Source organism: Endozoicomonas sp. SCSIO W0465, assembly GCF_023716865.1.
Lineage (GTDB): Bacteria > Pseudomonadota > Gammaproteobacteria > Pseudomonadales > Endozoicomonadaceae > Endozoicomonas.
In genome coordinates this window covers 6,888,245-6,903,462 of the sequence record NZ_CP092417.1, presented here as the reverse complement: position 1 = coordinate 6,903,462, position 15,218 = coordinate 6,888,245, and the positions used below count along the sequence as shown (strand labels likewise).

Sequence of the window (15,218 nt, the reverse complement as noted above, 5' to 3'; positions counted from 1 at the left end):
TCGAGATCGCTATGTCACCTCTTTATATTCTTATTATTGACATCAGTGGGTAATTTATCAGTTGAGACTATGGTTCGCAATTAGTGTCAGGTCAGCTATCCACAGTAAAGTGACATCGATAAAAAGCCCGGAGTTAAACCCGGGCTTTGAGCAATGATTGGCCGAAATCACGCGTTGGTAGCAACAAAGTACTTAGGATCTTCAATCACGTTCACTTCCACCAGGTTACCTGCCTTTTTCAGCAGCTTCCTGCAGTCATTACTGAGGTGAAGGAGGTGTAGCGTCTTGCCACTGTTGGTATAGCGCTCCGCCAACGTATCGATGGCTTCCAGCCCGGAATGATCACAAACCCTGGAGTCCCGGAAATCAATAATGACATCCTTGTTGTCATTCTTCGGAGAAAACTGCTCAAGGAAGTGTGTGGTGGAACCAAAGAACAGAGGGCCATGCACCTGATAAATAGTGGAACCGTTCCGGTCTTCCAGTTTCGCGATCTGAATATGCTTGGCGTGCTTCCAGGCAAAAATCAGGGCAGAAACAATAACGCCGACAATAACAGCCACAGCCAGGTCCGTCAGAACGGTCACTACGGATACCAGGACCAGCACAAAGGCATCACCCCTGGGTACTTTGTTCATGATTCGGAAGCTGCTCCACTCAAAGGTTCCGATAACAACGATAAACATGACACCAACCAGGGCAGCGACCGGAATCATTTCAATCAATGAAGAAGCAAAGAGAATAAAGGTCAGCAGGAATAACGCCGCAGAAATACCAGATAGGCGACCCCGGCCGCCAGAGTTGACGTTAATCATGCTCTGGCCAATCATCGCACAGCCGCCCATGCCGCCAAAGAAACCGGTAACCACATTAGCAAAGCCCTGCCCAACGCACTCACGGTTGCTACTGCCATGGGTTTCGGTGATTTCATCCACCATCCTCAGGGTCAGCAGCGACTCAATGATACCGATAGCCGCCAGAATCAGAGAGTAGGGGAAGATGATCATCAGCGTTTCAACGGTAAAAGGCACGGAAGGAATGCTGAATGCTGGCAGGCCACCCGCAATACCGGCAACGTCACCAACGGTTTTGGTTTCCAGATTCAGGCCAAGGGCGAGAGCGGTAACCACAATAATGGCAGCCAGTGAAGAAGGAATGGCCGTGGTCAGCCTGGGCAGGAAATGGATGATGGCCATGGTTAAGGCAACCAGCCCAAGCATCAAATAAAGCTCACTACCTTTCATCCAGGCTACATCAATAACACTGTTTTCCAGGAATGAGCCGGACAGCCATCCGGTTTCACCCTGCACGCCGAACTGGCTCAGTTGCGCCAGGAAAATCACAATGGCAAGGCCGTTGACAAAGCCGAGCATGACAGGATGGGGAACCATTCTTAGTAACTGTTCAGCACCCCCACATAAATCTGGAATTTTCTGAGGCTCTTGTAGGATTTCAGACTGCTACTGGGTTGAACATTGCTGAAGCCCTTTATCTACAAAGGTTGTCAGCATATTGTCCGGTAATGTTGCCCAATCCTTGTTTTTCGTGACCTACAGTCAGTTTTCACTGTAGAGCAGTTCGTAATCAAAATAGAGCCTTTTCTGATTTTTATACCATCCTCTTAAGCACCATTTTTCCACAATATTCGCCAGCATGATTCCAGAACTACCCGCAACTATGTCGGCTGAGATTCTCTTGAAAGAGAATGCAGAGCTGCGGATGAGAGTTGCCTGTCTGGAAGAGCGATGTCGAGAATTGGAAGAAAAGGTTGGCAAGAACAGTCAAAACAGCAGCAAGCCGCCATCGTCTGATGGTTATCAAAAACCTTGTAAAAACAGTAATTCTCCAGATCATTCTGACGACCTTTCCGCAGATAAAGGTACCGATCCATCGGATGAAAAACCCAATCCTAAAAGTCTGAGACAGTCTTCTGGTAATAAAGCCGGTGGAAAGAAAGGGCATCAGGGCACTTGTCTTAAACAGGTCGATATCCCTGACTATATTGAGTACCTTCCGGTTAAAGAATGCAATAAATGTCAGGCGTCTCTTCTTGATAGTGAGCCGGTCAAATATATTGAACGACAGGTGTTTGAACCAGGGAGACCGGGTGAATTTGAAGTAACGGCCCATAGAGCTGAAGTAAAAATCTGCACTTGTGGTTGTCGGAATCAGGCTGAATTCCGGAAGGTGTTACCGCTGCCGCACAATATGGCTCAGCCACACAGGCTATGGCCGTCTATCTTAACCAATACCATTTCCTGCCTTTTAAGCGCGTGTCAGAGTATTTTAATACTCTCTATAAAATGAGTGTAAGTGCAGGCACTGTCGCCAATTTTGTGGCCAGAACCTATGAAAATCTGGCTTCTACTGAAGAGGTTATTCGTGACGCCTTGCGGGAATCGTCTGTTGCCGGAGCCGATGAAACGGGTATGCGGGCCGAGGGCTCTTTGCACTGGCTACACGTTATGCGGGATGAACAATGGACGCTCTACTACTTGTCTGAAAAGCGAGGTCGTGAGGCCATGGACACGATGGGCATACTGCTAACATTTGCAGGCGTTCTGGTTCATGATCATTGGAAATCCTATTTTGCATATGCGGCAACTCACGTACTTTGCAATGCCCATCACCTGAGGGAGCTTTTGGGTGTTGTTGATAGGGACAGCAATCAACTGGCGTTGCGATTGATGAAGCTACTGAGGCTTTCCTGGCATTACTGCAAGGGCTTTAAGACCATAGGTATGCTACAGATGCCAAGTGTTGTCTGTGAACGAATCGAGAAGATTTATGACCGGTTGCTTCAGCGGGCTCTAATGAAAGAAGTCGTCTATATGGAGAAGCAACGAGAGGAGCTTAAGCGCAAGAAAGTCAAGAATACTAAAGCTTACAATCTCTTCAAACGACTCACTGAGTTCAAGGCTGAGACACTGCGCTTCATGTCAGATTTTACCATTCCCTTCGATAACAATGGCAGTGAGCGGGATGTTCGAATGGCCAAGTTAAAGCAGAAAATCTCAGGCTGCTTCAGGAGTGCAGACGGTGGTTCTATGTTTGCACGGATTCGCAGCTATTTGTCGTCTGCCAGAAAACAGGGAATGGACATATATCAATCACTTCATAGAGCTGTTCGGAATTACTGTAATATGCCTTTGCTCAGTGCTGAATAGTTACCATTCTTATAAACTTGCCGAGTTTGAATACTCCGGCAAGCACTTGAATAATACCCATCAGGACAACGGCTGCGAACAGGTATTGTACGCCGTGGCTGGCAACCAGACTGACCATAACCACGGCCAGGGCACCAGTCGCTCCAGATATCATGCCCGGGCGGCCACCAATGGCTGCGGTAATCAGACCAACAAGAAAGGCGGCATATAAGCCGACCAGCGGCTCGACCCCGGCAACGAAGGCAAAGGCAACCGCTTCTGGAACAAGAGCAAGCGCTACCGTTAAACCGGAAAGGAGATCATTCTTTATTGTGGCAACGTTTCTGGCGTGGGGTTCGAACAAGTGGCGTCTCCAGTAAGGTATGTACAAGTCTTGAAAGGTGTTAACGGCACACAGGCACCGGTATTGATCATTTGCTGTTGGTGAATAGTAGAGCTGCTGTATGCCTTACTGCCCGGTGGGTTATTGTGAAAAGAACCGGGAGCAAACGATCACAAGACATATTGAGTGTTGGCAAGCGGGTTGAGGCATTGCTTCCACTGCGGAACGACTGAGTATCTATTGTCTGTTTTGTGGAGAGCATTCTAAAGAACGGGGTTTGTAAAGGCAATGTCATGGCTCTCCCTCTTAATAAAAGTCAGTCTGGCTTTTAGTGGCCGCTCCTGCTTTGGCGCTTTACTTTTCTATAAGTATTGTTCTCGGGTTGTCACATGAAACATGTGCCGTATAATGCGCCCCACTTCCACGGACTGGCCCAAACGGTCACCCACAGATCAGTAGAATGAATCATCATCGCTGACCGGGAAGTACGGTTTGAAAACAGGTTGTTTGGATTGAATCAAAAACACCGGTTGACAAATCAAACTGGCGCGGTAAGATGCGCCTCCGCTGATAGGGCTTGAGAGCAACGTTAGCGAGTTGGAGAGCTTCTGAAAATGATTGCTTGACAACGAAAACCGCCACGGTAAGATAGGCGGCCTTGCTGATCGGCACTGACTGCTGAATCAGCGATTAAATCACCACGATTTAATCAGTTCTTTAACAAGATATCAGACAATTCGTGTGGGCGCTTGTGCGATGGCATCGGTAACAAAGCTTCGGCTTTGAACACTTTAAGATGCTTAATTGATCAAGCGAACATACCTGTAAATTCATGTACGTTTAATTGTGACATTGAGCCGTTGTTTTGTTCTTCGGAATAAAACGACAAAACGATTTAAACTGAAGAGTTTGATCATGGCTCAGATTGAACGCTGGCGGCAGGCCTAACACATGCAAGTCGAGCGGTAGCGGGAAGAGCTTGCTCTTTGCCGACGAGCGGCGGACGGGTGCGTAACACGTAGGAATCTGCCTGGTAGTGGGGGATAGCCCGGAGAAATCCGGATTAATACCGCATACGCACTAGCTCTTCAAGAGCGGTGGAAAGGAGGGGATCTTCGGACCTTTCGCTATCAGATGAGCCTGCGTCGGATTAGCTGGTTGGTGGGGTAAAGGCCTACCAAGGCGACGATCCGTAGCTGGTCTGAGAGGATGATCAGCCACACTGGGACTGAGACACGGCCCAGACTCCTACGGGAGGCAGCAGTGGGGAATATTGCACAATGGGCGAAAGCCTGATGCAGCCATGCCGCGTGTGTGAAGAAGGCCCTAGGGTTGTAAAGCACTTTCAGTGGGGAGGAAAGGCTGAAGGTTAATACCCTTCAGCTGTGACGTTACCCACAGAAGAAGCACCGGCTAACTCCGTGCCAGCAGCCGCGGTAATACGGAGGGTGCGAGCGTTAATCGGAATTACTGGGCGTAAAGCGTGCGTAGGCGGCTACCTAAGTTGGATGTGAAAGCCCCGGGCTCAACCTGGGAACTGCATCCAAAACTGGGTGGCTAGAGTACGGGAGAGGAGTGTGGAATTTCCTGTGTAGCGGTGAAATGCGTAGATATAGGAAGGAACACCAGTGGCGAAGGCGACACTCTGGCCTGATACTGACGCTGAGGTACGAAAGCGTGGGGAGCAAACAGGATTAGATACCCTGGTAGTCCACGCCGTAAACGATGTCTACTAGTTGTCGGTTGTCTTGTACGACTGGTAACGCAGCTAACGCGATAAGTAGACCGCCTGGGGAGTACGGCCGCAAGGTTAAAACTCAAATGAATTGACGGGGGCCCGCACAAGCGGTGGAGCATGTGGTTTAATTCGAAGCAACGCGAAGAACCTTACCTGGCCTTGACATCCTGCGAACTTTCTAGAGATAGATTGGTGCCTTCGGGAACGCAGAGACAGGTGCTGCATGGCTGTCGTCAGCTCGTGTCGTGAGATGTTGGGTTAAGTCCCGCAACGAGCGCAACCCTTGTCCTCAGTTACCAGCACGTGATGGTGGGCACTCTGGGGAGACTGCCGGTGACAAACCGGAGGAAGGTGGGGACGACGTCAAGTCATCATGGCCCTTACGGCCAGGGCTACACACGTGCTACAATGGTGCATACAGACGGTTGCCAAGCCGCGAGGTGGAGCTAATCTGAGAAAGTGCATCGTAGTCCGGATTGGAGTCTGCAACTCGACTCCATGAAGTCGGAATCGCTAGTAATCGTGAATCAGAATGTCACGGTGAATACGTTCCCGGGCCTTGTACACACCGCCCGTCACACCATGGGAGTGGGTTGCTCCAGAAGTAGTTAGTCTAACCCCTTTTCTTTCGGGATAGGGGAGGACGATTACCACGGAGTGATTCATGACTGGGGTGAAGTCGTAACAAGGTAGCCCTAGGGGAACCTGGGGCTGGATCACCTCCTTAATTGATACTAACCAACCGCCGTCCATAAGCGTTCACACGAATTGTTTGATTTAAAATTGCCTTGGCGATTTTATAACTTGTTAAGACAGCTTTGTCCTGAGGCTGTTCAGCTCTTTAATAGTGTGTTTAATGAATCCGTTATCTTGATTCAGATACCGGGTCTGTAGCTCAGTCGGTTAGAGCGCACCCCTGATAAGGGTGAGGTCGGCAGTTCGAATCTGCCCAGACCCACCAAGCTTTCAAGAGATGAAAGCCTGGTTCAACGGAAAGAATAGGGGGCTATAGCTCAGCTGGGAGAGCGCCTGCTTTGCACGCAGGAGGTCTGCGGTTCGATCCCGCATAGCTCCACCAAATCTTTTCACAAAGAGTTTGACGGAAAACCGATTCATTAAGCGTATTTGCTTTTCTTTCCTTTGTGAAAGAATGCTCTTTAACAATGTGGAATCCAAATTTAAGCTGAATTGATTTAGACAACTTCGGTTGTTTAATGAAAATTCTTGCTGAGACACTCTCAAGTTAATTACCGAAAGGTAATAGCTAATGTGTATGGCGTTCAGTTGTCAGTGGTCAGTTAACAGTGACCAGTTGATGACTGAAGATCGTAAAGGTAGTTATTTACCATTGCTTTTACGGGCCGCAGGTAGCGGGTGGCGGGAAGCGGACCTGAAACAGATTGCTTCGGGTTATATGGTCAAGTGACTAAGCGTGCACGGTGGATGCCTTGGCAGTCAGAGGCGATGAAGGACGTGGTAATCTGCGATAAGTCTTGGGGAGCTGATAAACAAGCTGTGATCCAGGAATTTCCGAATGGGGAAACCCAACGGCATAAGCCGTTATTCCTTAGCTGAATACATAGGCTTTGGAAGGCGAACCCGGGGAACTGAAACATCTAAGTACCCGGAGGAAAAGAAATCAATTGAGATTCCCCCAGTAGCGGCGAGCGAACGGGGACCAGCCCTTAAGCAATTTTTGGTTTAGTGGAAGACTCTGGAAAGTGTCGCCATAGTGGGTGATAGCCCCGTACACGAAAGGCCAATCATTGTGAAATCGAGTAGGACGGGACACGTGAAATCCTGTTTGAACATGGGGGGACCATCCTCCAAGGCTAAATACTCCTGACTGACCGATAGTGAACCAGTACCGTGAGGGAAAGGCGAAAAGAACCCCGTTGAGGGGAGTGAAATAGAACCTGAATCCGTGTACGTACAAGCAGTGGGAGTCGGTGGACAGTTGACAGTGGACAGTAGACAGTTAATGTGCAAAAGCACGGTTGACTGCAAGGCTGAAACACCGTCGCTGGATGATAGAACGTCGGAATGGAACAGGGAGCCAGAAACAGGCACTTCCTGAACCGTTCACCGTCTACTGTCAACTGTCCACTGATGACTGCGTACCTTTTGTATAATGGGTCAGCGACTTACTTTCAGTGGCAAGGTTAACCGCATAGGGGAGCCGTAGGGAAACCGAGTCTTAATAGGGCGTGTTCTTCGGAACAACAGTCGCTGGGAGTAGACCCGAAACCGGGCGATCTATCCATGGGCAGGTTGAAGGTTGAGTAACATCAACTGGAGGACCGAACCGACTATCGTTGAAAAGCTAGCGGATGACCTGTGGATAGGAGTGAAAGGCTAATCAAGCCCGGAGATAGCTGGTTCTCCTCGAAAGCTATTTAGGTAGCGCCTCGTGTCTCACCATCGGGGGTAGAGCACTGTTTGGGCTAGGGGGTCATCCCGACTTACCAACCCCATGCAAACTCCGAATACCGATGAGTGCAATCACGGGAGACACACGGCGGGTGCTAACGTCCGTCGTGGAAAGGGAAACAACCCAGACCGTCAGCTAAGGTCCCAAAGTAACAGTTAAGTGGGAAACGATGTGAGAAGGCCCAGACAGCCAGGAGGTTGGCTTAGAAGCAGCCACCCTTTAAAGAAAGCGTAATAGCTCACTGGTCGAGTCGGCTCGCGCGGAAGATTTAACGGGGCTCAAACTGTTCACCGAAGCTACGGGGTTCAGTGGGCAGTTGACAGTGGACAGTACACAGTTTGTTGAGTAAGTCATGCAAGGTTTTGAGCAATTGGAAGTTTTCAAAAAAGCGTATCGGACTTCACTTGAAGTTCATAAGCTAACATTTGACTTTCCAAAGCATGAACAAGTGCGTGGGCTTGCTGATCAAATGCGCAGAGCCAGTAAAGGCATATGCGCAAATGTTGCTGAAGGCTATGGCAAAATGAGTATTTCAAAAGCTGAATTTCGAAGGTTCTTATTAATGGCCATCGGATCAGCCGACGAAATGCGAGTATGGATCAGATACTCACTGGATCTCGGATACATCGAGAAAAATCAGTGGGAACACCTGAAAACTGAATACCAGACAATTGCCAAAATGCTAACGAATTTGCACAAAAGTCACCAATGACTCAAGGCAAAACCGTCCACCGTCTACTGTCAACTGTCTACTGAACCGGTAGAGGAGCGTTCTGTAAGCCGTTGAAGGTGCATCGGGAGGTGTGCTGGAGGTATCAGAAGTGCGAATGCTGACATGAGTAACGACAAGGGGAGTGAGAAGCTCCCCCGCCGGAAGACCAAGGGTTCCTGCGCAACGCTAATCGGCGCAGGGTGAGTCGGCCCCTAAGGTGAGGTCGAAAGACGTAATCGATGGGAAACAGGTCAATATTCCTGTACCCCTTCTGACTGCGACGGAGTGACGGAGAAGGCTAGGTCAGCGCAGCGTTGGTTGTCTGCGTTTAAGATAGTAGGCAAGGGATCCAGGCAAATCCGGATCGCTCTCTTAATTGAGAATGCCGAGAATTGATGACGAGGTTCTACGGAACTGAAGTGATTGATGCCATGCTTCCAGGAAAAACTTCTAAGCATCAGGTCAGAAGGGACCGTACCCCAAACCGACACAGGTGGTCAGGTAGAGAATACCAAGGCGCTTGAGAGAACTCGGGTGAAGGAACTAGGCAAAATGGCACCGTAACTTCGGGAGAAGGTGCGCCGGCTTTGGTGATCGGACTTGCTCCGTAAGCTGAGGCTGGTCGAAGATACCAGGTGGCTGCGACTGTTTATTAAAAACACAGCACTGTGCCAACACGAAAGTGGACGTATACGGTGTGACGCCTGCCCGGTGCCGGAAGGTTAATTGATGCTGTTATCGCAAGAGAAGCGGTTGATCGAAGCCCCGGTAAACGGCGGCCGTAACTATAACGGTCCTAAGGTAGCGAAATTCCTTGTCGGGTAAGTTCCGACCTGCACGAATGGCGTAACGATGGCCACGCTGTCTCCACCCGAGACTCAGTGAAATTGAAATCGCTGTTAAGATGCAGCGTATCCGCGGCTAGACGGAAAGACCCCGTGAACCTTTACTACAGCTTCACAGTGGATCTTGATGTTGCTTGTGTAGGATAGGTGGGAGGCTTTGAAGCGGTGACGCCAGTCATCGTGGAGCCAACCTTGAAATACCACCCTGGCAATATTGAGGTTCTAACCCGGGTCCCGAAACGGGATCGGGGACATTGTGTGGTGGGTAGTTTGACTGGGGCGGTCTCCTCCCAAAGAGTAACGGAGGAGCACGAAGGTGTGCTAAGTACGGTCGGACATCGTACGGTTAGTGTAAAGGCACAAGCACGCTTGACTGCGAGAGGTACATCTCGAGCAGGTACGAAAGTAGGTCTTAGTGATCCGGTGGTTCTGCATGGAAGGGCCATCGCTCAACGGATAAAAGGTACTCCGGGGATAACAGGCTGATACCGCCCAAGAGTTCACATCGACGGCGGTGTTTGGCACCTCGATGTCGGCTCATCACATCCTGGGGCTGAAGCCGGTCCCAAGGGTATGGCTGTTCGCCATTTAAAGTGGTACGCGAGCTGGGTTTAGAACGTCGTGAGACAGTTCGGTCCCTATCTGCCGTGGACGTTGGAAGTTTGAGAAGAGCTGCTCCTAGTACGAGAGGACCGGAGTGGACGGACCACTGGTGTTCGGGTTGTGTCGCCAGACGCATTGCCCGGTAGCTATGTTCGGACGGGATAACCGCTGAAAGCATCTAAGCGGGAAGCCCCCTTCAAGATGAGACTTCCCTGAGACTTTAAGTCTCCTAAAGAGCCGTTCAAGACCAGGACGTTGATAGGTTGGGTGTGTAAGCGCTGTGAGGCGTTGAGCTAACCAATACTAATGACTCGTGCGGCTTGACCATATAACGCCAAAGCGATCTCCAGTAAACAGTAGACAGTAGACAGTAGACAGTTTACTGTGAACAGTTAGAGCCATACATGTAGAGTGTTATGCAAGAATATAAAGCTTAAATAGTGGATTCCTGGTTAATAGTGATAACTGATAACAGTCAACTGTTCACTGTTCACTGTTAACCGACAACCAGATAAGCCTGGCGACCATAGAAAGTTAGAACCACCTGATCCCATCCCGAACTCAGCAGTGAAATGACTTATCGCCGATGGTAGTGTGGGGTTTCCCCATGTGAGAGTAGGTCATCGCCAGGCACCCAATTTTAAATGCAGTAAAAACAAAGGCTTCCGTATGGAAGCCTTTTTTGTATATAGGTCGATTCGGAATCAGTTCGGATTGTCGCCGAAATTTTTATCGGCCTCAGCCTGTGCCAGGGTTTCATAGGATTCCTGTTGCTCCAGCCATGCTTTCAGGTCTTCGACCCGGTAGCGGATGGAACGTCCCAGCTTGAGAAAAGGGGGCGGCGTTTGGCCAAACAGTACGCCGGATACCCTTGATTTATCCAGTGCACTTTTACATACCCCAATATACAACGCGGCTTCGCGGGTAGAGTAATTGATGCATTCTATGGGTGATTTCACGTCCATGCCATGGTCTCCTTTTCTGGCGATCGGGTAACAGGGTTCTGTTATCCCGTAAGATGCTTCAACTGCCATGAAGCGGGTTTGTCTGCTTCCTGTGTCTTGCTCTGGTATTAATGGAAAAATTTCAGGATGTCATATCCAAGAACTGGCTGGGCGTTACTGGTGGTCAGTCGTTTGCTGTTTCTGTTATGAAAGAGGGTTTCAGTTGGGTCGTACATCAGGCCGTACTGCCAGCCGTTTTCCGTGAGCAGGTACTTCCCTTTTTTTCCCTGTCCGGTCCATTTGATGATGCGGTTTTTCTCCAGCACCTCGACCACATGCTGGCGGCTTCGGCCAATAAATTCTCCCAGTTCCACCAGTGAGAAGTAATCGTCCAGCTCGTACCGGTTCCGTTTGCGCTTTTGTTTTCTTTGGACCGGATCGCTGTCTATGTCTGACCCACATACTACCGGGTCAGCTTTGCGGTCATTCTGATCTATTGATGTCTCTATGGATTCACCAGGGGGCTTGGGTGGTAAACGGTCCAGTACGGTCTGGTACCACTTTACCTGCTTCACCGGGGTGCCGCTGTGATGGGCTTTGCCGGTATCGAGGATTTCACAGAATGGCTGTCCCAGATCGGTAGGTACCCACTGGTTGTCGACTTTGACCTGCAGTCTTGCCGCTTCCAGCAGTCTGTTTACCTGACGAGGATCCTGGGGTGGGCTCATCATCTGCCCGAGCTGGGTTGGGGTAAATGTCATTTTCTGAACGGGCGCGATCAGTTGTCTTTGGCCCATGGCTTCCAGCGGGGAGAAACCGATCTGGCTTTTCAGCAGCCGGTCTGCGGAGAGCAGTTTCTGGTTTCCGGTAAAGCCCAGTGCTTCGGCAAAGGCAATGGCTTTCACGGAGGTGGTCATATTGATTTCGAGCAGGGTCTGAGCTGTGTAGACATCTCGTTTTTCAAGCGCCGGGTTTTCGGGTGCATGATGACTCTGGTTGTCATCAGTTAGCTGCTTTTCACGCTTATCATCAATCGCTTCCTGTCTGGCCTGTTTGCCTTCTTGCGTCATGGCGGACAGCAGGACATGGTTCGCCGCATTTACCGAAAAGTGATAAACCCTTCTGGGACGGCCTCCAGAACTTTGCAACATGGATGTTGTAAAGTCCTTTCCTTCAGCAAACTCATGCTTGGTGATCTGTCGCTTAATCGCCTGAGCCACGGTTTTGGACTCAAGGTTAAAGCCACATACTTTTTGCAGTAGCTCCTCACCTTCTACCTGTTCATACCCCTCAGGGTTAAGGCGAATAATTCCGGCACGTCGGATTTTGAGCTCTGCCTGATCCAGGCTGGTGATAAGGTCGGTGTTGTGGTTGGTAGGCACTGTGCTGTCCATAGTCAAAGTCCTCTGTCTTCCATGCTTCAAGCGTTGTGTGTTACTGAGTTGGTTTGTTTCAATGAATGTTTTCTGTTGGGCGGAGAGTCGGGTGCTGATCATTCTCCCGCAGACGCTGCAGGATCAGCCCGGTCACCAGCATGGCCTGATCCCTGGCCTGTGGGCTGTGGATACCCACGGTAATGGCGACGATCAGGGCGGTCATTTCAATCATCACGGTTTCAACATCCAACCGCTGGCCATCCATTTCGTCGCCGATCCGGTCGGCAATACTTACTTTTTTCGCCAGTTGGGTTTCCTCTTTTTCAGCACTGATGCCAGCCGCGTGTTTTTGTTGGATTTCCATGGCCAGGGCCAGGTCGTCTGCATCTAATCGATTCATGCTTTTGTCCCCGGTTATTGTCAGAAAGGAATCGAGTCATCAAAGTCGTCATAACCGCCGGTTGGCTGTGCTTCCTGCTGGGGCTGTGGGCTATTTGGCGGATTGTTGTATTGGTTTTGCTGAGGCTGATTGCCATTACCGGTATGTGATGGCGCTGGACTTTGTTCACGTGGCTGGTATTGCTGGGCAGGCTGGTCGCTCAATTTATCCAGAATCTGCATTTGCCCACCAAAACCGTTCACAACGACTTCGGTGGAGTAGCGATCCTGACCATTGCTGTCCTGCCACTTTCGGGTCTGGAGCTTGCCTTCGATGTAGAGCTTGCTACCCTTGCGAACCAGCTGCTGGGCAATTTCTGTCAGCTTGCCGAAGATGACAATGCGGTGCCATTCGGTTCTTTCCTGTTGTTGCCCGTGCTGGTCTTTCCACCTTTCCGATGTGGCAAGGCTGATGTTTGCTATCGCATCACCGCCGGGGGTGAATCGAACCACCGGATCCTGCCCGACATTACCTACAAGAATGACTTTATTGATGCCTCTGGCCATCGTGATATCTCCTGATGCTTTTATTGGTTGCCCGGTACAGCGAGAATTTAATCACGATCGTACAGGCAAGATTTATTCACAGGTTTGACTTTCCTTTTGGGGTTCAGTGCCGTCAGAGGGCTTTTACTGTCCATGAGATGGAACTCTCTCCTTTGAAGGGCTCCAGATCTTTCGCGGAGACTTCTGGTACCATCGCTTTAAAAGCAGCCTTCCATCTCACTGCTCCATCTTTATGGGTGGGATAGAGATGCAGATTGTCGCCTTTGGTTTTCAGGCCGCCGGTGAGATTGATCAGTTTTTCTCTGGCCTGATCCAGCTGGGTGTCTGCGATTTTCTTCTGGCTCATAGCTTGCAGGTACTCCAGCTCGGCATCCCGGAAGGTTGCGTCGTTGCGGATAACCACCTTCTGGTATGGGGATTTGATGTCACCAGACTCCAGGTCTGCCTTGTACTGCTCAAGATCCTTTTGAAATTGTTTCCAGCCAGCGATCAGGGCATCACGGCGATAATCCTGTGATTCGTAGTAGACATAGCGAAAGTTTTCCGCCGTACCATCGGAGCAGACCAGCAGGGCTCGTTCAGCTTGTTCAGCAACCAGTAGCTGGTGTTCAAGCTGCCAGTAATAAAGAGGTTCCAGGCCTTCACCTTCGATCTGGGCAACCAGCTTTTTGTTCCACAGCTTGTGTTCAAAAACCAGGGTCTTGTCCAGGTCCAGACCATCGAAGCTGGCCAGCAGTGGGAGGTCATTAATGGTACGAACGGCAGTGACTGGAAACAGTTCCTGTCCTTCACGGCGTTCAACCAGGGGGCGGGCAAGTGCTTCGGCAGCATGACCTTCATCAAACTTTTTCTGCTGGTAAGGGGTGACTACCGGGCGGTAGCCGGTGGCTTTTTGATATAGCAGTTCCACCCGTTTGGTATAGGGGCTGTCGCCCATCATGGCCGGTGCTTCACTGGCGGTGAAATGTCCCAGGCGCAGGGCCAGCCATTCAGGCGAACCCTGTTGTATATCGATCAGTTGCATTTAATGACCCTTTTTCTGAATGGATTGAAGGTGTTTTACCTGTTGGGGTGTTGCAGGAGCTTTACTATTCATACTGATGATGATGTCTTGCACCGTGTTCCGACCGGATTCAATGCGGGCGGTCCAGTCGGGCAGGTTCAGGCGGAAGTCTTCATCGGGGTAGGCTGCGGGTTTTTCCTCTTCTTCCGTTTTGATATCCGGTGAGTAACCATCCACATCTTCATCGGTACAGGCCACGCCGAGGATGCCCACCAATGCAATGCGGCGCAGGTAGGTGACGGCAGACGACATTTGCTGAATAGGGTTTTTCTTGCCACTGCTGTCCATAGGTCCGGACACGGTATTACTGATAGAGTGGCCGGATACATGGCCCAGATGACAGGTAATCGTGATCATGGTTACCGTGACTGGTCGTGTTTCCATGATGCCCGGTTGCAGTTCAAACTCTTTCTGTGTTTGTACCTGCTTCTGGGCTGACTCTTGATCACATCTCTCCAGCGCTGAACTGCCGGGCTATCTGCCAGGTTTTTACCCGATCCTGCAATTTCGCCCAGCCTTCCCATACCACTAACCAGCCGGGCTGCCCTGTATGCTTTGAATCACCCCAACCACCAAGCCGAGCAATCGTTTGAAGCAGCCAAGTGACTGTTGGCGGCTTATCGGGCAACGCTTTTTTTTCATAGGTTAGCCAGAGAACCTGCCATTCATCATCACTGACCACCTCATTCGCGAGTGTTTTTTCACTCCAAAGCTTTCTGTCTTTGTGCTGCCTGTCATTCGGTAACATTAATGCTTCACGGATTTGCATTAGTCTGACAGCGACAAACATTAATATGACCGCAAGTCGTTCAATGTTATCCGGAGATTGCAGACGAAGCCTTTCTACTCCTGCTCCCGATTTCCAAGCCTTATGGAACTCTTCTATTCGCCATCGGAGCTCGTAAAATCGAATGATAGAGCGACAGTCTTCGAATGTTTCAATATCTTCAGTTGTCAATAGTACCCAGTGCAAACGGTCTTCGGAGTCATTGCCAATCTCTTCAGCCGACACAATATTCATAGTTAGTTCTCGTCCAAAAACGCATCAGGCAATCATAATTAGATTGTACGT

10 protein-coding genes, 2 tRNA genes, 3 rRNA genes and 1 pseudogene are annotated in these 15,218 nt (G+C 50.1%); 7 read left to right on the top strand and 9 right to left on the bottom strand.

Annotation, left to right across the window (positions count from 1 at the left end; genetic code table 11):
• Positions 1 to 167: 167 nt before the first annotated feature.
• The gene (locus MJO57_RS31265; protein WP_252021420.1) at positions 168 to 1,391 is read right to left on the bottom strand and encodes a SulP family inorganic anion transporter; all 1,224 of its coding nucleotides are present in this window, start codon (positions 1,389 to 1,391) and stop codon (positions 168 to 170) included.
• A 262-nt stretch (positions 1,392 to 1,653) separates the two neighbouring features.
• Here MJO57_RS31265 and MJO57_RS31260 point away from each other — a divergent pair, with 262 nt between their 5' ends.
• Both MJO57_RS31260 and MJO57_RS31255 read left to right on the top strand, forming a co-directional pair.
• Complete coding sequence (locus tag MJO57_RS31260) at positions 1,654 to 2,307, top strand: DUF6444 domain-containing protein (RefSeq protein WP_252021418.1); 654 nt, start codon at positions 1,654 to 1,656, stop codon at positions 2,305 to 2,307.
• Positions 2,229 to 3,167 (top strand): IS66 family transposase, encoded by a 939-nt coding sequence (locus tag MJO57_RS31255; RefSeq protein ID WP_252021416.1) that lies wholly within the window; start codon positions 2,229 to 2,231, stop codon positions 3,165 to 3,167. The genes MJO57_RS31260 and MJO57_RS31255 overlap by 79 nt, the downstream gene beginning before the upstream one ends.
• Position 3,168: 1 nt before the next feature.
• Here the strand turns inward: MJO57_RS31255 and MJO57_RS31250 are convergent.
• Positions 3,169 to 3,510, bottom strand: a pseudogene (locus tag MJO57_RS31250) (SulP family inorganic anion transporter); the annotation flags it as partial.
• An 876-nt stretch (positions 3,511 to 4,386) separates the two neighbouring features.
• Between MJO57_RS31250 and MJO57_RS31245 the strand changes: the two are divergent.
• From MJO57_RS31245 to rrf, 5 genes are all read left to right on the top strand, one after another.
• Positions 4,387 to 5,954, top strand: a 16S ribosomal RNA gene (locus tag MJO57_RS31245).
• Positions 5,955 to 6,111: 157 nt separating this feature from the next.
• Positions 6,112 to 6,188: transfer RNA gene (locus tag MJO57_RS31240), tRNA-Ile, on the top strand.
• A gap of 41 nt (positions 6,189 to 6,229) precedes the next feature.
• Positions 6,230 to 6,305: transfer RNA gene (locus MJO57_RS31235), tRNA-Ala, on the top strand.
• 338 nt (positions 6,306 to 6,643) lie between these two features.
• Positions 6,644 to 10,146: ribosomal RNA gene (locus MJO57_RS31230) — 23S ribosomal RNA — on the top strand.
• A 188-nt stretch (positions 10,147 to 10,334) separates the two neighbouring features.
• Positions 10,335 to 10,450, top strand: a 5S ribosomal RNA gene (gene rrf, locus MJO57_RS31225).
• Together the 16S, 23S and 5S rRNA genes with 2 tRNA genes alongside form the textbook arrangement of a ribosomal RNA operon.
• 72 nt (positions 10,451 to 10,522) lie before the next feature.
• Here rrf and MJO57_RS31220 read toward each other — a convergent pair.
• The 7 genes from MJO57_RS31220 to MJO57_RS31190 form a co-directional block, all read right to left on the bottom strand.
• Positions 10,523 to 10,783, bottom strand: a complete 261-nt coding sequence (locus MJO57_RS31220) for a helix-turn-helix domain-containing protein (RefSeq protein ID WP_252021403.1) — start codon at positions 10,781 to 10,783, stop codon at positions 10,523 to 10,525.
• 107 nt (positions 10,784 to 10,890) lie between these two features.
• The gene (locus MJO57_RS31215) at positions 10,891 to 12,156 is read right to left on the bottom strand and encodes a hypothetical protein (RefSeq protein ID WP_252021401.1); all 1,266 of its coding nucleotides are present in this window, start codon (positions 12,154 to 12,156) and stop codon (positions 10,891 to 10,893) included.
• Positions 12,157 to 12,214: 58 nt separating this feature from the next.
• Positions 12,215 to 12,538: a hypothetical protein gene (locus MJO57_RS31210; protein WP_252021399.1), complete on the bottom strand. Its 324-nt coding sequence runs from the start codon at positions 12,536 to 12,538 to the stop codon at positions 12,215 to 12,217.
• 20 nt (positions 12,539 to 12,558) lie between these two features.
• Positions 12,559 to 13,083, bottom strand: coding sequence for a single-stranded DNA-binding protein (gene ssb / locus MJO57_RS31205; RefSeq protein ID WP_252021397.1), 525 nt, complete (start codon positions 13,081 to 13,083; stop codon positions 12,559 to 12,561).
• A gap of 112 nt (positions 13,084 to 13,195) precedes the next feature.
• The gene (locus tag MJO57_RS31200) at positions 13,196 to 14,107 is read right to left on the bottom strand and encodes a YqaJ viral recombinase family protein (RefSeq protein ID WP_252021395.1); all 912 of its coding nucleotides are present in this window, start codon (positions 14,105 to 14,107) and stop codon (positions 13,196 to 13,198) included.
• On the bottom strand, positions 14,108 to 14,530 hold the full coding sequence (locus MJO57_RS31195) for an ERF family protein (RefSeq protein WP_252021393.1): 423 nt from the start codon (positions 14,528 to 14,530) through the stop codon (positions 14,108 to 14,110). It abuts the gene before it with no gap.
• Positions 14,531 to 14,591: 61 nt separating this feature from the next.
• On the bottom strand, positions 14,592 to 15,167 hold the full coding sequence (locus MJO57_RS31190) for an IS4 family transposase (protein ID WP_252017317.1): 576 nt from the start codon (positions 15,165 to 15,167) through the stop codon (positions 14,592 to 14,594).
• Positions 15,168 to 15,218 lie beyond the last annotated feature (51 nt).